Source organism: Microcoleus pseudofavosus SVA1_A4 (genome assembly GCF_036700565.1).
In the GTDB taxonomy this organism is placed as follows: Bacteria; Cyanobacteriota; Cyanobacteriia; order Cyanobacteriales; family Microcoleaceae; genus Microcoleus.
Genome location: NZ_JAUBPE010000065.1, coordinates 1 through 17,197, shown reverse-complemented (window position 1 = coordinate 17,197; position 17,197 = coordinate 1). Strand labels below are relative to the sequence as shown.

General features: G+C 44.4%; 17 protein-coding genes. 8 read left to right on the top strand and 9 right to left on the bottom strand.

The features are described from left to right. The first annotated feature begins 390 nt into the window (after positions 1 to 390). Both QUA02_RS23875 and QUA02_RS23870 read left to right on the top strand, forming a co-directional pair. Complete coding sequence (locus QUA02_RS23875) at positions 391 to 1,311, top strand: SPL family radical SAM protein (protein ID WP_333031415.1); 921 nt, start codon at positions 391 to 393, stop codon at positions 1,309 to 1,311. Then, entirely contained in the window at positions 1,304 to 2,617 is a 1,314-nt protein-coding gene (locus tag QUA02_RS23870) for a photosystem II assembly protein (RefSeq protein ID WP_333031412.1), read from the top strand. Before QUA02_RS23875 ends, QUA02_RS23870 begins: the two co-directional genes overlap by 8 nt. Before the next feature lie 204 nt (positions 2,618 to 2,821). On the opposite strand, the gene QUA02_RS23865 is transcribed toward QUA02_RS23870, so the two are convergent. Beyond that, positions 2,822 to 3,085: an FmdB family zinc ribbon protein gene (locus tag QUA02_RS23865; protein ID WP_332978204.1), complete on the bottom strand. Its 264-nt coding sequence runs from the start codon at positions 3,083 to 3,085 to the stop codon at positions 2,822 to 2,824. Between the two features lie 63 nt (positions 3,086 to 3,148). Next, on the bottom strand, positions 3,149 to 4,324 hold the full coding sequence (gene fmdA, locus QUA02_RS23860) for a formamidase (protein ID WP_333031410.1): 1,176 nt from the start codon (positions 4,322 to 4,324) through the stop codon (positions 3,149 to 3,151). Between the two features lie 203 nt (positions 4,325 to 4,527). On the opposite strand from fmdA, the gene QUA02_RS23855 reads away from it, so the two are divergent. The 5 genes from QUA02_RS23855 to ureC all read left to right on the top strand — a co-directional run bounded on the left by QUA02_RS23855 (position 4,528) and on the right by ureC (position 9,112). Further along, entirely contained in the window at positions 4,528 to 5,403 is an 876-nt protein-coding gene (locus QUA02_RS23855) for an urease accessory protein UreD (RefSeq protein ID WP_333031408.1), read from the top strand. Between the two features lie 83 nt (positions 5,404 to 5,486). Beyond that, positions 5,487 to 5,789 carry an urease subunit gamma gene (gene ureA / locus QUA02_RS23850; RefSeq protein WP_015179363.1) on the top strand — a complete coding sequence of 101 codons (303 nt, stop codon included), beginning with the start codon at positions 5,487 to 5,489 and terminating at the stop codon, positions 5,787 to 5,789. 33 nt (positions 5,790 to 5,822) lie between these two features. Then, the gene (locus QUA02_RS23845; RefSeq protein ID WP_333031406.1) at positions 5,823 to 6,134 is read left to right on the top strand and encodes an urease subunit beta; all 312 of its coding nucleotides are present in this window, start codon (positions 5,823 to 5,825) and stop codon (positions 6,132 to 6,134) included. Between the two features lie 77 nt (positions 6,135 to 6,211). Next, complete coding sequence (locus QUA02_RS23840) at positions 6,212 to 7,339, top strand: glycosyltransferase family 61 protein (protein ID WP_333031404.1); 1,128 nt, start codon at positions 6,212 to 6,214, stop codon at positions 7,337 to 7,339. A gap of 36 nt (positions 7,340 to 7,375) precedes the next feature. Continuing rightward, positions 7,376 to 9,112, top strand: coding sequence for an urease subunit alpha (ureC, locus tag QUA02_RS23835; RefSeq protein WP_333031402.1), 1,737 nt, complete (start codon positions 7,376 to 7,378; stop codon positions 9,110 to 9,112). A gap of 103 nt (positions 9,113 to 9,215) precedes the next feature. Here ureC and QUA02_RS23830 read toward each other — a convergent pair whose 3' ends face one another. The 6 genes from QUA02_RS23830 to QUA02_RS23805 form a co-directional block, all read right to left on the bottom strand. Next, positions 9,216 to 9,845, bottom strand: coding sequence for a DUF8692 domain-containing protein (locus QUA02_RS23830; protein WP_333031401.1), 630 nt, complete (start codon positions 9,843 to 9,845; stop codon positions 9,216 to 9,218). Positions 9,846 to 10,171: 326 nt separating this feature from the next. Beyond that, complete coding sequence (locus tag QUA02_RS23825) at positions 10,172 to 10,963, bottom strand: hypothetical protein (protein ID WP_333031399.1); 792 nt, start codon at positions 10,961 to 10,963, stop codon at positions 10,172 to 10,174. An 80-nt stretch (positions 10,964 to 11,043) separates the two neighbouring features. After that, positions 11,044 to 11,199: a hypothetical protein gene (locus QUA02_RS23820; RefSeq protein ID WP_333031396.1), complete on the bottom strand. Its 156-nt coding sequence runs from the start codon at positions 11,197 to 11,199 to the stop codon at positions 11,044 to 11,046. 131 nt (positions 11,200 to 11,330) lie between these two features. Then, complete coding sequence (locus QUA02_RS23815) at positions 11,331 to 11,756, bottom strand: S8 family serine peptidase (RefSeq protein ID WP_333031497.1); 426 nt, start codon at positions 11,754 to 11,756, stop codon at positions 11,331 to 11,333. Between the two features lie 150 nt (positions 11,757 to 11,906). Continuing rightward, a complete protein-coding gene (locus QUA02_RS23810; protein WP_333031394.1) occupies positions 11,907 to 12,902 on the bottom strand; it encodes a pentapeptide repeat-containing protein in 996 nt (331 codons plus the stop codon). Positions 12,903 to 13,010: 108 nt separating this feature from the next. Continuing rightward, positions 13,011 to 14,705: a hypothetical protein gene (locus tag QUA02_RS23805; RefSeq protein WP_333031390.1), complete on the bottom strand. Its 1,695-nt coding sequence runs from the start codon at positions 14,703 to 14,705 to the stop codon at positions 13,011 to 13,013. A gap of 70 nt (positions 14,706 to 14,775) precedes the next feature. Between QUA02_RS23805 and QUA02_RS23800 the strand changes: the two genes are divergently transcribed. After that, positions 14,776 to 16,275: a phytoene desaturase family protein gene (locus QUA02_RS23800; RefSeq protein ID WP_333031387.1), complete on the top strand. Its 1,500-nt coding sequence runs from the start codon at positions 14,776 to 14,778 to the stop codon at positions 16,273 to 16,275. 280 nt (positions 16,276 to 16,555) lie between these two features. Here the strand turns inward: QUA02_RS23800 and QUA02_RS23795 are convergent, their stop codons facing one another. Continuing rightward, positions 16,556 to 16,954 carry a leucine-rich repeat domain-containing protein gene (locus tag QUA02_RS23795; protein ID WP_333031384.1) on the bottom strand — a complete coding sequence of 133 codons (399 nt, stop codon included), beginning with the start codon at positions 16,952 to 16,954 and terminating at the stop codon, positions 16,556 to 16,558. Positions 16,955 to 17,197: the final 243 nt, after the last annotated feature.

The window sequence follows — 17,197 nt, the reverse complement described above, 5'->3', positions numbered from 1 at the left end:
CGCTTCCCCTAGTATCTCTGTTTTTAGACTAGAGTGTTTGTGATCTATATCAACAATTTATGTGATTATACGCAGAGTGACCAAATTTACGATCGCTGCGATTAGTATTTTTAGTTAGTTGGCACAAGGCCCAACTACGGGTTCTCCCCGTTTTTCTTTTTCTGCCAGTTCTAGGTTTAATTCCAGGACTTTTGCTAAAATATCGTCGCTGTCAGTGAGTTTAAAGAGCTGACTTGTTGGTTATTCAAAAAAATTGTTGTAAAGTTGAGTAATTGTCCAGTGTTTGACTAACATTTGTTGAGTGCGGTACAGTGAAGTAGTAAGATTGAAGCGCGATCGCCTTTCTCATTCCTAAACGTTTTCCATTTTAATACTGTAGTAGGTTCAATCATGGTAAAGTCTCAGTATGAGGGATATTCCGCCGGAAAACACACCGTCTTACTCAGAGAAAACTTTGGAACTTCCAAAGTGTATGCACAAAATGCACAGTCAGTGCTTAACAAAGCTACTGGATTTATCAGTGCTTACGATTTCACGCTGAATCCTTATCGCGGGTGTCAGTACGGATGCAGTTATTGTTATGCTGCTGCTTTTAGCCCTAATTCACAGATGCGGCAAGATTGGGGAAATTGGGTAATTATCAAGCAAAATGCAGCGGAAATTTTAAAGAAAGAGTTGCATAGTTGGTACAAGAAAAACCCCGATCGACCACCTAGCATTTACATGAGTAGTGTCACAGATCCGTATCAGCCAATTGAAACTAAACAGCTATTAACTAGGCACTTGTTACAAGTGATGGTTTCCTATCAACCGACGCTGGTTATCCAAACGCGCAGTCCTATGATAACTAGAGATGTCGATATTTTACAGCAATTTCAGCGGTTGCGAATTAACATGAGCATTCCCACTGGTAGCGAAAAAGTGAGGAAAGATTTTGAACCAAAATCGCCGAGTATTCCTGCGAGACTCAAAGCTATGGCAAAACTGAGATATAGCTTTCCTTACCGAGAAAATTGCGAAGTCAGATTTTCTATAACTGTGACGCCACTACTCCCTACCTTACCGGAAGATGAAGCTGATTTTATTAGCAAGCTGGCCGTGGTAGATCGGGTGGTGATTCAGGATTTTCATGCCAGCAACGGGCGATCGCTAATTGCGTCAACTCGCGAGGAAGCATTAGCTCTTAAACAAAAGTACGCTTGGTGGTACAATAGCGAACAAGAAAGTTATCGAATATTTAAAAATAAATTAATTGCGATGCTCCCGGGTGTTGAAATTATGGAAGGTAAAGAGGGATTTGGCTATGAATAACCCGCTAGCTAACTGGTGGCGTTCCCAGAAGTTTAACCAAGCCGTTAAGAGTCAAAATAATCGACTTGCCCAAAAATTGTTAAAAGAAATAAAAAATTCAGGGGCCAAACTATCGTGGCAGGAGAAACTATATAAAGATCGGCTACAGCTTGAGAAATTATTGCAGAAAAAAAATGACCGCATCAAAGAAGGCGATCGGCGTTTAGAAGAATTAGAAGTGCAACTAAGCTTCGGGCAACTTGACGATTCGCTGGCGCGGATTGATGAATTAACCTTGTTTCCAGACCCAAAGTTCATTGAATATATTTCAAAAGCTTTCAAATTGATAGAATGCGATGCAAGTATGATTCAATGCACTGGCATTGATGAGAAGGTATTTAATAATTTTGAACAACATCTGGCTGGCTTCATCAAGAACGAACTTAATAACTTCAGCCGTGAAAAAAATAATGTTGATTATTTACTTCAGCAAGCTATTGACGATATTCAAAAGCTGAAAGAAGGACAAGATCCTCAATACAGTTTTGAAATCAGTCCTCACATCTATTTAATGAGGTATTTCCTAGATAACGTCTATTGTACATATTTAGCTTGGTTCCTAATTTACAAAGCAGGATTATTGCCAACTAAAGTCAATATCCTCGATATTGCCGCTGGGCCGGGTACAGTTGCATACGGACTCGGTTTGTTGCTGCAAAGCAGTAGCGACTTTTTTTCAATGCCGCCAATGCACATATCCTACTACTCCCTGGAACAGCAAAAAGCTTTTCAATATCGCGGACTCCATTTTTGGCGACAGTACATGGAACCCCAGGCGATGAATGCTTACTTTCGTTTTGACACTTCTAGTATCTTTGATAGCGACAATCAATCTAAAAGACTGCCAAAAAAATTCTTTGATTTTATAGTGATTTCTCACTGTTTTTTTTACGATGAGGAGAGAAGAGAAAAGTCCCATCAGATTTATAATGATATATTTACCAACAGCCTGACAGATTCGGGTTGCGTTTTGCTAATTATTCAAGAAAAAAAGTTGCTTAAACCGTACAATATTCGTCGAATTGATGATTACCAACAGGAGCTAAGTGTAGTAAAACAATTTGTTGATGAGCTGGGCTTAAACTTAGTTTGGTATAAATATTTAAGTTCAACCGGTAGGAGGACACCCCATCCTAACTTTGGAAATTTTGCTAGAGAAAATCTACCTCTCCAGAAATTTATCAGTCCACTTTTACGCAAGTATTTAAAGTTGCCTTATGATTCGCATTATGGGCTTGATGACTATGTGATATTGGCAAAAAAATAAGTACAAAATACTTGCTTTGCCCGCCAGGGACTGAAGTCCCTGTCTCATAGCAAAAGTCGGTTAAAACCGACTGAAATACAGGACTTACGCACAGCAAGCAAATACTAACTTTACAGTCCTCTTAAGAGGACTTTCGCTTTGAGGCAGGGGTTTCAACCCCTGCCGGACTATCGAATTATCGAAGTGTCAAACTGTCGGATTGCATCAGTGACCGATCATCCAAGGTCGTCCCCCTCGATGTTCGCGATTCCGCTGCGGTTTAGGTTCCTCACAACGCTTAACTAGCTGCGGTTCCTGATTTTCTTGACCCTTCAACCGCAGCTTTCCAGTTAGAATCATCGGCGGGGAAAAGATGCGTTTAGCAACAGTTTCGCAACTCGGGCAAAGTACAGGTGTATCTGCTTCGGCAAGAGGGCGCCACTTATCAAAAATGCCGCAAGTTTCACACCTAAAATCGTAAAGAGGCATAGCAATTTTGGATTGTAGATTTGGATGCAATGAGTAGGCGGCGGGCAGCGCCCGCCTTAATAATTAAGACGGCAGAATATCCATCTCAAAAATTTCTGTCGGTAAAGCAATTGTGCAGCAAGCATTGGGAATATCCACAATGCCGCTGATCCTACCTTCAACCGGTGCACAGCTTAACAGCAAATACGCTTGTTCTCCGGTAAAACCAAACTTTTTCAAATATTCGATCGCATTCAAACAAGCTCGCCGATAAGCAACATGGGCATCCATATAATACTGTTTGCCCGTAAATTCATCAACAGAAATCCCTTCAAAAACCAGGTATTCTGAATAGCGCGGTTCCACCGGCCCCGGTTTGAAAATTGGGTTGACCATTGCGTATTTATCCATGCCGCCTTTGATAATATCAACGTGGAGGTCGATAAACCCCGACATTTCAATTGCCCCGCAGAATGAAATCTCCCCATCTCCTTGAGAAAAATGAATATCTCCCATCGAAAGTTTCGCACCTTCGACATAAACCGGAAAGTAAATTCTCGAACCCCGCGACAAATTTTTAATATCGCAATTGCCGCCGTGTTCGCGGGGAGGAACAGTGCGCGCCGCTTCCGCCGCAACTCGCTCGAATTCAGATGCTTTTAGCGACCCCAAAATTGCATTTTTGGGGTTCGGCAGTTCTGCTAAAGGCGGCACTCGATCTGGATTTGTGGCTACTAATTCTGCTTCCCGTTTGTTCCATTTATTCAACAATTCCTGAGAAGGCGCGCAGCCGATTAAACCCGGATGAGTAATCCCGGCAAACCGCACTTTTGGTATGTGTCTGGAAGCGGTATAAATGCCCTGGAAATCCCAAATTGCTTTAGCAGCAGTCGGAAAATGTTCGGTTAAAAAACCGCCGCCGTTTTCTTTAGCAAAAATTCCCGTAAAACCCCATTCGTCCCCTTGCAAAGCCCCGATATCGAGGATATCGACTACTAAAATATCCCCGGGTTGCGCGCCGTTAACGTAAATTGGCCCGCTCAAAACGTGAACTACTGTTAAGTCTACATCGCGAATGTCGTCGGGGCTGTCGTCATTTTTAATTTGTCCGTCTGTCCAGTCTTTGCACTCGATGCGAAATACATCGCCGGGATTGACGGAAACTACTGCTGGAATATCTGGATGCCAGCGATTGTGACCGACTAATTCCTGTTCTGACATCGGTTTGGTCAAATCAACTTTGAAGAGAACTTGAGGCATAGTCTGCACTCCTTTAGTTACTAATTTTTACATGGTATGGGCATCTTCCCCGATCGGATGCTTGATAAATGTAAATTGTTATACTAATCAGTGCAGATCCGAAAAATTTTTCAGATAACGATTATCATTATTTATAAAACAACCGCGCTGCGCGGCAGTTGTGGTATGTTTTTGATAGTGAATGTTTTGAATTTCAAAAATCTGTGACTGAAACTTCGATCGCACAAAATACAGATAACGTTAGAAATGGATGGCACGGCTACCTGAATTTAACCTACGCCAACCGCAGCGGTACAACTCAAATTATTCGCAATGAAATGCAAGCCCCGCTGAAGGTGCAGCGCCCGTTTTATCCTGAAGGTAAAGAGATTTGTCACAGCGTAATTTTGCACACGGCTGGGGGAGTTGTCGGGGGCGATCGACTTTCTGGCAATTTCCACGTCCAACCCAACGCCAAAGCCTTGATTACCACGGCCACCGCTGGTAAAATCTATCGCAGCAGCGGACTAAAATCACAACAAAATATTGACATTAAAGTAGATATCGGCGCTAATTTAGAATGGCTGCCACAGGAAACAATAGTTTTTGACGGCGCAATATATCGGCAACATTTGCGGGTAGAATTAGCACCAACAGCGAGGATTTTACTGTGGGAAATTACCCGATTTGGACGAAGTGCTAGGGGCGAAAAGTTCTTGTGTGGAGAATGGCGATCGCACACCGAAGTCTGGCAACAAAACAGCCCCTTATGGATTGACAGACAATTGCTCAAAGGTGGAGAAACAATGCTCGAAAGTCCTCACGGTTTAGCAGGAAAACCCGTAGTCGCTACCCTCGCTTGGGTAGGCGAACCCGTCACCGCCGAACTCGTGGAAAAAGTGCGAAATTTGCCATCTGAGGCAACAATTTATCCTGGTAATTCCACCGTCGGCGTGACTCGTATTCCTCACGGCTTGCTGTGCCGATATCGCGGTACATCCACCACCGCAGCGAGAAACTGGTTTGTCAGCATTTGGCACTTGCTGCGCTTATCTTTTTCAGAACGCCCTTGCTGTTTGCCCAGAGTTTGGATAAAATAGGATCGTATTTTAGTTTCAGTAGATTTACCGCCGCTGATAGTTGAACTCGAACCAATAATGCGATCGCACTTACAAGAATAAAAATGCAACTCACCCCCCAAGAAAAAGACAAACTGCTGATTTTCACCGCCGCCCTGGTAGCAGAGCGCCGGAAACAAAGAGGTTTAAAATTAAACTATCCAGAAGCACTAGCCTACATTTCCGCAGCCATTTTAGAAGGAGCCAGAGATGGCCTCACCGTCGCCGATTTAATGAGTTATGGAACAACTCTCCTGACGCGGGAAGATGTGATGGAAGGGATACCAGAAATGGTGCATGAAGTTCAGGTTGAGGCGACTTTTCCCGATGGAACTAAACTCGTTACAGTACACGATCCGATCCGTTAAAATTTTAACCGCAGAGACTCGCAGGAGGAAAAGATGATTCCAGGAGAAATGATTGTTTTAGCAGGTGAAATAGAACTAAATGCAGGGCGTGAAACAGCACGTTTGCTGGTAGGAAATAAAGGCGATCGCCCGATACAAATTGGTTCCCACTACCATTTTTACGAAGCTAACGAAGCATTAGAATTTAATCGAGAACAAGCAAAAGGAATGCGGTTGGATATCCCTGCAGGTACAGCAGTTAGATTTGAACCGGGAGACGAAAGAGAAGTTCAATTAGTGCCGTTTGTGGGTAGCCGTCAAGTCTACGGCTTTAATGGAAGAGTGAACGGTGAGTTAGTATTATGACTTTTGACCGAGTTAAAATCCGCAGTCTGCGATCGACAATGGTTGTTAAAGTCGCAAGCATACAGAGGAAAAGCATAATGAACCCAAAATTAGTCGATCGGCTCAAACTGCTCTTGAAGCAGAGCTTGCTGGCTACGTCCAGGCGAGTTTGGAGAACACCGTTAGACCGTCGCACCAGCATCAAATTGCTAGACGGTAACATCGTTTACAAACAGCAGCATGAGTCCGTTAAGATACCCGCATTAGTCTCAGTAAGTGGAGTGCCTTCTCTGTATTTTCCAACAGAAAGAACCGTGTCTTTTGACCCTGACTATGTTTGGAAAATTGGTTTGAACGAACAAATAGAGTCTCTAACAATTTGTACGTCGGGGAATACACTGCTCAATAACAAGTTGCTTTTAGACTTGGATTTTCGGATTAGCGGTGCGGGCATTCTGGAATGGCCGTACAAACCGCACCAAATTACTTACCCGCTGGTAGTTGCTCCTTGGTCGCATTTGTGGGCTAGTTATTACGATTACGTCATTTTTGTACTTGCGAAACTTTGCCGGATTGAGGAAGCTTTGGGTAAAGAAATTTGGCAAGAGGCAAAGATTTGTTACCCCCTCAAACATACAAGTTTTGAGTTGGAATTTCTGACAAAATTAGGTATTCCTGAAAGTTCGCTAATCGACACTCGCGATCGAGAAAAAGGATACCATGCAGAATGCGCCGTGTTGGGGAACAATCAAGACTGGTATTTTCCCAGCCCTTACGATATAGCGCTTTTGCGGAGCAAATTCGCTCTCAAAGAAAAGGTCAAGCCTTACAGAAAACTTTATCTATCGAGAAGCGGCAAACGAAAGGTGAAAAATGAGGCGCAAGTTCGAGAGGTATTGAAAGAGTTTGATTTTGAAATATTGGAAGATATCTCTCGCACGGTTGACGAACAAATTCGCCTGTTTGCAGAAGCGCAGGTTGTTGTCGGCCCTCACGGCGCTGCTTTTACAAATTTGCTGTGGTGTCAACCCGGTACTAAAGTTATGGAATTATTTTACGCAGGCTATACTCCGCCCTTTTTCTATTACATTTGCCAGCTATTGGGTTTAGAATACTCCTGTATACTCGATGACAGCGGCGCTTCGGAAGATTGGAGTTTAATTGGCATGGATATGACTATAGATGTGGATATTTTGAAAAAAGAAATCAAGAAAATGCTGGGCTAAATTATAATGGTTAAATTAACTGGGTGAGGAGAAAAAATGAGTTACAGAATGAACCGCCGCGCTTACGCGGAAACCTTCGGACCGACAACGGGCGATCGCGTCCGGTTAGCCGATACCGAATTATTCATAGAAGTTGAAAAAGACTTCACAACCTACGGGGATGAAGTTAAATTTGGTGGCGGTAAAGTCATTCGCGACGGCATGGGACAGTCGCCTATTTCTAATGCTGACGGCGCAGTTGACACGGTAATTACTAATGCTTTAATATTGGATTGGTGGGGAATTGTTAAAGCCGATGTCGGCCTTAAAGACGGCAAAATTTACAAAATCGGTAAAGCCGGAAATCCTTACATTCAAGACAGAGTAGATATTATTATCGGGCCCGGTACAGAAGTAATTGCCGGCGAAGGAATGATTCTCACTGCCGGGGGAATTGACACTCACATTCACTTTATTTGCCCGCAGCAAATTGAAGTGGCGATCGCCTCTGGGATCACGACAATGATCGGCGGCGGCACAGGCCCAGCCACGGGTACAAACGCCACTACTTGCACTCCCGGGCCTTGGCATATGTACAGAATGCTGCAAGCAGCCGACGCTTTCCCCGTAAATCTCGGCTTTTTAGGTAAAGGAAATAGCAGTCAACCTCAAGGATTAGTCGAACAAATTTTTGCCGGTGCAATGGGTTTGAAACTCCACGAAGATTGGGGAACTACGCCATCCGCGATCGACACTTGTTTGAGTGTAGCTGACGAGTACGACGTGCAAGTTGCAATTCACACCGATACTCTCAACGAAGCGGGATTTGTTGAAACTACAATTGCTGCTTTTAAGAATCGGGCAATTCACACTTACCACACCGAAGGTGCAGGCGGCGGACACGCACCGGATATTATCAAAGTTTGCGGCCAAGCTAATGTTTTGCCCTCATCAACTAACCCGACTCGCCCTTACACTGTCAATACTTTAGAAGAACATTTAGATATGTTGATGGTTTGCCACCATTTAGATCGGGGCATTCCTGAAGATGTGGCTTTTGCTGAATCGAGAATTAGAAGGGAAACTATTGCTGCTGAAGATATTTTGCACGATTTGGGCGCGTTTAGCATGATTTCTTCTGACTCGCAGGCGATGGGAAGAGTTGGGGAAGTGATTATTCGGACTTGGCAAACGGCGCATAAAATGAAAGTGCAGCGGGGAAATTTACCCCCCCTAACCCCCCCTTACCAAGGGGGGGAAATAGAGGGAGAAAATGACAATTTTCGGGCGAAGCGGTATATTGCTAAATACACAATTAATCCGGCAATTACTCACGGAATTAGTCAGTATGTCGGTTCGGTGGAAGAGGGAAAGTTGGCGGATTTGTGTTTGTGGCGGCCGGCTTTTTTTGGGGTGAAACCTGAACTGGTAATTAAAGGAGGGGCGATCGCCTACGGGCAGATGGGAGATGCTAACGCCAGTATTCCCACGCCGCAACCGGTGCATATGCGGCCGATGTTTGGGAGTTTTGGCGGTGCGATCGGGGCGACTTGTCTGACGTTTGTTTCGCAAGCTGCGCGCGATCGAGATATTGCCGCACAGCTCGGTTTGCAAAAGCCAACTGTAGCAGTTTCCGGGACGCGACAGATTAGTAAAAGAGATATGAAACTCAACGATTATTTGCCGCAGATGGAAGTCGATCCCGAAACTTATGAAGTGAGGGCGGATGGAGAATTGCTGATTTGCGAACCGGCAACTGTTTTGCCGATGGCGCAGAGATACTTTTTGTTTTAACCGATTATACAATCATCTAGGGGCGGGTTTTACCAACAATGTTTGCCAAAAACCGACAATCTCAAAAACCCGCCCTCACCCAACGGCAAATCTTCATCTTACTTCATTCGGCACTTGATTTATTGTTATAAAAATTGAGCGATCGCACTATCAAACCCTGGCACACAAACCAAAAATAAAGTGCAATATTAATCCCGCTTAACAGCTTCGGAATTCCCTCCAACAAGCTCGAAACAATCTCGTTTTTCAAAGGCAGCGCTTCTGCAAAAAATGCAACAAATAACAAACCAACCCCGCTCAACAGTAAAGGATAGGGAGTTAATTTAATTTGCCTCCTAAAAGTGAATCCGTATGCCACTGCCACCCAGGCATAAAATATGACTATTGTCACTTTCGGAAAACCCGCACGTCCCAGATGAACGTGAGTCCGAAAAACTTCATTGAACAGAAAGCAACCTGCAAACAGTGCCGAATATAAGATAAATCGATTTTCCGGGCGATCGGGCTGAATCATTCTCAGCAATCCAAAGGTAAAAGCGCAAACCATTACCGATAAATAAAATAACATTTGAAACGCCAAAAAAAAGAAACCAGCACCCGGATACGTGGCAGAGCAAGGCGGCAAAAATAACCCTTTTACTGAAGAACCGAACAAGCTCAGACACCCCGTCACTAGCCCAACTAACAGTAAAGTTAGACTGTTAAACAACAACACAGTTCTGTAATTTGCCATAATTTAACATAAGGATTTTCAATTACCAACAGCGGTAAGGTGCGCACCCTACATAATACCAAATCTGGTTGGGAAACCCCGCTATATAATGCTAATTTCTGCAACTTGCGAAAGTAGCAAACAGGTTAAATTCTGTAACTTTCCAGGTGTGCCACGTCTGCCCGCCAGCAAAAAGACTGTTTCTGGTGAAGCTGTCCGTTTGCTTGAACGAACGACACTCTTTTTGAGTTTCCTTTACTTATTGAGTAAGTCCGAATAAGGTGTTGGCTTTCCTCACGTCAACCAAACCTACAATGGAGGGACGATCAAAATGATACACACTCTCCCTATAAGGACAAATGCCTGAACTCCCAATAGCCATCGCGCTCCTCTGGTTCGGGGTCTGGCTTCTCGAAAACATCAACTTCCTCAGGTAAAAGCCACTTCTTATAACAATCTTGTTCAAGAATACAGGTTTTACCGGGCTGGATGGAAGAGACTGGCAACCACACGCCACCATTGAGTTTGCCATTCTTTGCCCTTACACCAATGGAGAGGAAGGGAAGCACCATATTTGAACCATTATGAACTTCAAACATCAAGTTGCCGTTGTCAGCTATACCGATAACCTGCCAACGGAATTTTCGTCGGGACTCAACGATAGCTTGTTCTTGCTCTGTGAATGGAGGCGGACCCTCCTCAATGGCTGCCCACTCTTTTTTCGTGAACAATTTCCTTGCTTCGAAGCATCTCGCTTTCAACCATTCCTCGAAACTGCTTGCAGCTTCGAGGACTCCCTGTTCGTGTTCCCACTCGAACACAGGAGACTCTTCCCCTGGAACTAACATTGATTCTCTGAAATAGGCTAATGCTATGTCAGTACGACCAAAATGTAGCAAAACGTGACCATCATCCGATTGAGCATTAGTAGGAACATTGAATACCTGTACTAGATAGATACTTCCCTGACGATAGAGCTTGGCGCTGCCAAACTGTATAACGAACTCTTTGTATGATGGTGGCACAGGAAGGTCTGACCGCTCAACTAGCTCTCGTTGTTCATCTAATAGTGGACCGTCCACAACATGGAATTTGCGGGTCTTGATTCTCCCCATTTCATCCCTAAGCCAGTCAAACATACAGCACTTTCCAAGTAAATAGGTACGCGAATAGTTTTTGCAGGAGCGAGGCCCCCGTGTAGCCCGTGTAGGTATGGATTTTAGATTTTTGTGTGCTTCATAAACGTCGAATCTGTCGTAATGTCTGCTCCTGTTATATCAAGTCCGAGCGATCGCATATGATAAAGGAAGGGAATCCAGGAGATGCCGATCGCCCGATCGCCTGCTGAGTCAACTGAGACGCGATTAATAGTCATAAATCCTCACACTAAAAGTGCAAATTTGGTAAATTGACGAGTGTTCGATCGCCCGAAGCTTCTAACAAAACAGATTCGCGCGGTTGTAGGGCGATCGACTAATGTTGCTGAATAGTTGCTGCCTATTCTTTCTAAACTGTTATCCCATTTGAATTGGCTGTTGAAGTCAAAATTTGCTCAACCTGAGCCGGAGTTAGAGTCGGATTTGCATTCAAAACTAAAGCCGCTACACCCGCTACGTGAGGAGCTGCCATCGATGTGCCTTCGTAGGTTTTGTAAGTGTTATTTGGAGTTGTAGAAAGGATATCTACTCCAGGTGCGACTACGTAATCCAAAGGTTTAGAACCTGCATAGTTAGAGAAGTCAGCCACTCGGCCATTTCGATCGATTCCTCCGACAGCAATTCCGAAGCGATCGGCATTTATAGCTGGATAATCTGGTTGGCTGGAATAATCATTTCCTGCTGACATGACGACAACAATTCCTTTGTCTGTTGCATACTTAATTGCGTCATCAATTTCCCTGCTAGGAAACCAGCCGCCCGCACTATAGTTAATTAAATTATAGCAATCCTAAATGATTTGTGAGAAACAGGCATAGCTAAAAAGCTTTGAAAAGTCAATGAGATTCATCCTGAAAGAAGACGACTAACTGACCAGAGACAATCTCGCATTACCAATTACCAATTCCCAATTACCAATTCGCAGCTACCCGTGTATTTCTCCATTTGGCATGATGGTACCGCGCAATTGAGCTCCCGCTAAATTAGCAGTGCTCAAATCGACCCTAATCAAAGTTGTGCGGTGCAAAATTGCATCCCCCAAATCTGTTCTAGCCAGGTAAGCATCAGTCAGATCGGCTTCACTCAGATTTGCCTGATTAAAATTAGCTCGACTCAAATCAGCCCTCACCAAATTAGCTCGACTCAAGTCAGCCATAACTAAATTAGCATTGCTCAACTTAACATCAGGAAGAAATGCACCGCGCAAGTTAGCGCCAGCCAATTCAGCATCAATTAACACAGCTCTTTCCAACTTAGCACTTGTCATTACAGCCCAGGAAAAATTCGTTTCTACCAAAGTTGCGTCCGTCAAAAATGTGCCATCTAAAATAGCTTCACTCAAATTCGCCTGAGTCAGATTTGCTTCCCGCAGAGAGGCTTCAGTCAAATTCGCTTGACTGAGATTAGCTTTAGTCAAATCTGCACCTTGCAAATTGACGCCCCGCATATCTGCACCTTGCAAATTTGCACCCCGCAAATTTGCACCCTCAAAAATCCGCTGCTCCTTGCGCAAATTTGCACCGCGCAAGCAGGCGCCGCGCAAATCTGCACCTTGCAAATTGACGCCTCGCATATCTGCATCGCTCAAATTTGCATCGAGAAAAACTCCCAAAGAGATGTTGGCTTTGCGAAAGTCTGCACCTTGCAAAGTAGCTCCGTGGAAGTCTGCATCGGACAAATTTGCTGCGCTCAAGTTTGCCTGATTTAAGTTAGCACCGCACAACTTTGCATTAGTTAAATTTGCGCGCTGAAGGTTAATTCTGCTCAGGTACGACATCGCTAAGTTTGCACCACCGAGGTCAGCACTGCTTAAATTGACGCCAATTAAATCCGCACCGCTCAGATAGACGCCTCTGAGATTCATACCTTGAAAATCTAGTTCTCCTGATATATATCTCCTGACAATTTCGCTGGAATTCATATTTTTTGTGTTGTTAATTGGGCAAAATCTGCTATTTCTAGACTTCTTGAATTTCATTCCTTGACTTGCGGACTTAGTTTGTGTAGCCACAGACTTCAGTCTGGGCATTTAATGAGTTTGATTCACAAATTCTTGAGTCCAAGCGACTGTTTTGTTGCCTAACTGCCGCCCGTGAATTTTGACGTGAGTAAGAGATTGTGATTTTAAAGTACACAGTTTTTTGTGAATGTATATAGCTGTAGCCTGTTGGTTTGGTACTTCGGCAGACTCCAGAATGATGTGGAGCCAACCGTCTTTAAATCCCGCTGTCGCAGTAATTCCTTTAGGCTGTAGCAATTGATTTATCAATAGTGCGATCGCCTTTGGCTTGCCTTGTTTTGCCATTTCGACAAGCTGATACTGATTTGGTCTCTGGCTAGAGATTTGCTGCTCTGTTACTGAAATATTTTCTACAATATTCTCCTGGGGTTCAGAAGGAGGACGCCCGCTTTCTTTTGACTCCACTTCGCTCAGAATTTCCATTAATTTGTCGGTAAATCCCTGAACTCTTCCTACATAATCTCTGAGACTTTTATATTTCCAGTACAAACGCTCCTCTGCACTTTCTTTAGAAAATTTTTTGTTCAAAGCAGCTTCTAACTCGCTGAATATATTTTCTATTTGCGCCGTTGCGGAGTTAGCACTTTGACTGACTAATCCTTTCATTTCTTCTTCCAATCCCAACTTGCGTTTGATGGAATCGCTAATATTTATAGTAACAGAATCTGCCGGCTCGAACGTTTCGACAATTGTCGGCGTTTCTGAAACTGGGAATGTTTCTACCAATTTATGTCGGAAATCGGCAGTGGAATTATTGATGCTGGTTTCGGCTTCTTTAAACTGTAGATTTTCTGCCGTGTCCGGCACTAAGTAACTTTTCTGGGGGTCATAATGATAGTGAGTGGGAGCAGCTTGAATGATTTGAGTAATATCGCCCGCCTCAAAATAATCGTTGTGCCTCTCAACCGGCTCGATCTCTTCATAAATACTGTTGTTTAAATGCGTCCGCTCGCAATCTTCGCTAGCGGAATCTTCGGCTCGATCCTGTTCTTCTTGTTGCAATTTTGTGTAACAAGAATTCATGGCTTTGATAATCACGCTAGCCGCTTGGTCGCATTCGTCGCTGTTGTCGAGATTGCCCGCAGTTGTGTACAACTGAGATTCGAGTTCGGCTAGGCTGCCGCAGACATTAAACAGTTGTCGCAGCAGGTTGTCAAGTTCTTGGGTTTTCAGCAGCAGCCAGTCGCGATCGCTAAAAGTGAACTCGTGATAAAGAGTAGAAAAAATGAGAATTTTCGCCCTCAGCGGATTTGTTTGCTGTAAAATTTTTTGTCGGACATCAAATAGATTTCCGGGGTCTCTTTCGCTCGACTCCCCTGCTGGCACTTGCGAACTAAAGTGGTCATCAAATGCAGGTGCTTCGTAACCGCCAAAATTAGATATGTTTGTTTCTAATTTTGTGAAATCTTGATATTCGTAAAGCCTGCTAAGTTGGCATACGATTTGATCGGTCACTAAAGCGTACTCGGTTTTTTTATTAACCTTGGCAACTATACTGTTTAAAACTGCTTCAATATCTTCTAACCTGGTGTATTTAGTGCAGAGTTCTTCGATTAAGCTCCTGACATTGGCGCTTGCGAGTTGGGCCGGATCGTTTTCCCAAGAGTCTTTACAAGCAAAAAATATTATTTTTTTTATGCGCGAGAGATTGACATCTTGTTCTAATTCCAGAACAACTTCATCTAAAATAGATAAAGGTTTCATAGTTTTCATCCCCAAAAAATACCCTGTCAACAGTCAGCAAGAAATAATACAATTATACCACATTTGATAAATGCAAGACTTTGAGGCGATCGTAATTGGCAGCGGCATTGGCGGCTTAGTCGCCGGCTCGATGCTAGCTCGCTACGGCAAGCGGGTTCTCATCTGCGAGAGCCACACCATAGCGGGCGGGGCGGCTCACAGCTTTTCGCGCCGGGGATTTCACTTTGATTCGGGGCCTTCTTTTTATGGCGGTTTGACTGACCCGCAGTCGCTCAATCCTTTGCGGCAAGTCTTGAATATTTTGGAGGAATCGATCGCCACAATTTCCTACGATCCGCTGGGGCATTACCATTTTCCAGAGGGAAGTTTGCCGGTTTATGCTGACGCGAGAAATTACTTAGATGGTGTAGCTAAATTCGCACCGCAAGGTGCTGTAGAATTACAGCAGTTTCAACAAAATTTATTGGTTTTGTATGAAGCTTTGCGTGGAATTCCGGCTTTAGCATTGAGATCCGACTGGCAGTTGATACCTGTTTTGCTGTCTCGGTACTCGCCTGCTTTGCTGAAGCTGTTGCCGTTGGTAGGTGCGATCGCGGGTTCTGCTGGTTCCTTGATGGATCGGGACGTGCGCGACCCTTGGGTGCGGCGTTTGATCGATTTGGAGTGCTTTTTGCTGTCTGGTTTGAAAGCGCACGGAACTGTCGCGCCGGAAATAGCTTTTATGATTGGCGAACGATCGCGCTGTGCGATCGAATATCCTGTAGGTGGCAGCGGTGCGATCGTCGATGCTTTAGTCAGAGGCTTGCAGCGCTGGGGAGGAAAGTTGCGCCTGGGAACTTCCGTCGAGCAAATATTAGTTGAATCCGGCAAAACCACAGGCATTCGCTTGCAAAATGGCGAAATTATCCGCGCCCCAATTGTTATTTCAAATGCCACCGTCTGGGATACTTATACAAAGTTACTGCGGCCAGAAGATTTGCCGGAAAGCTACCGAAAAAGCGCTTTGTCGATGCCAGTGGTAGACAGTTTCATGCACCTGCATTTAGGAATTAAAGCCGCAGGACTAGAAGGTTTGACCGGCCACCACGTCGTCGTTCACGACAGCAACATTGACATTACAGTACCCGGAAATACTTGCATGATTTCGATTCCTACAGTGTGGGATGCAACTCTCGCGCCGCCCGGACATCACGCCGTTCACGCTTATACATTGGAACCTTACGCAGGTTGGGAGTACGGCGATGGTTATCAGCAGAAAAAGCAAGAACGATCGCAATCTCTGTTTCAAGCTTTAGAAAGAATTATACCGGATTTGCGATCGCGAATAGTCTTGGAGTCGATCGGCACACCGCTAACCCACGCCCGATTTTTGCGCCGCTATCAAGGAACTTACGGGCCTGCAATCGCCGCCGGAAAAGGCACATTTCCCGGGCCGCAAACACCAATCAAAGGCTTGTATCGGGTAGGAGACAGCACCATGCCGGGAATTGGCGTGCCCGCCGTCGCAGCATCGGGTATTTTGTGCGCGAATACTTTAGTAAATTCGGATATGACAGCACAATTTTTGTAAATTGGTAGAGGAAAGGGGCGGGTTTTGCCAAAGATATTTCCGGCTACTCAAAAAATAGATCGACCCGCCCTCTCGGAACCAGTAAACTGCTGATTGAGCGCTGATGACTGTTAAAAACTGATTATCCACCAGCGGCAAAAGCGCCCAGAATTGCGATCGACAAAGCCAAACCAGGCAACAGCAGCAATCCTAACATTAAAGCATCGTGTCCGCTCATCACTTTCTCCTGAAATTGACCTTCAACATTATACTATATCAACCCCCATCTCGCCCTTAAAAATTAAAATCGGCATATAGATTCAGGATTGACAGGGCAAATTTTATTAACAATGGGATTTCCCCGCAAGTCGAGCGTAGTTAACTTTGGCAAAGATTGCAGGTAACTGATATCAGAGATTTGATTGTTGTACAAGTCAAGCAAAAATAGGTTATTTAAAGGTTGCAGCGCGCGGCTATCGGAGATCGAATTGTTGAACAGATAAAGTTGAGTCAAATTAGTTAATGATTTCAGCGGAATGATGTCAGATATTTGATTGTTACCGAGGTTGAGTTGGTTGAGTCGATGGAAGGTAGTCGGGTAAGGTTCAAGCGTCACCGCTCTTCCCTCCCCTAAATTAGAGTCGATGCCTGTGTTACCACGGGACACCTCTCCTTCAGAACGCGGACGTGCAGCTTTCACTGCATCCGGCTCCTAGTCTGACACCTAATAAGTCGGGTTTAACCCGCTGTTCGGACTCTCACCTGACCATGAACGGTCTGATGCTGGTGACATTCACGATGTAGAACTTCCAAATTTATAGGTTTCCAATTGTCATGGTTGCCGTCGATATGGTGTAATTCTGCAATATCACCTGAAATGAACGATAGATTACATTCTGTACATTTGTGATTCTGTTTCTTGAGAAGTCGTGCCGTTATCCCA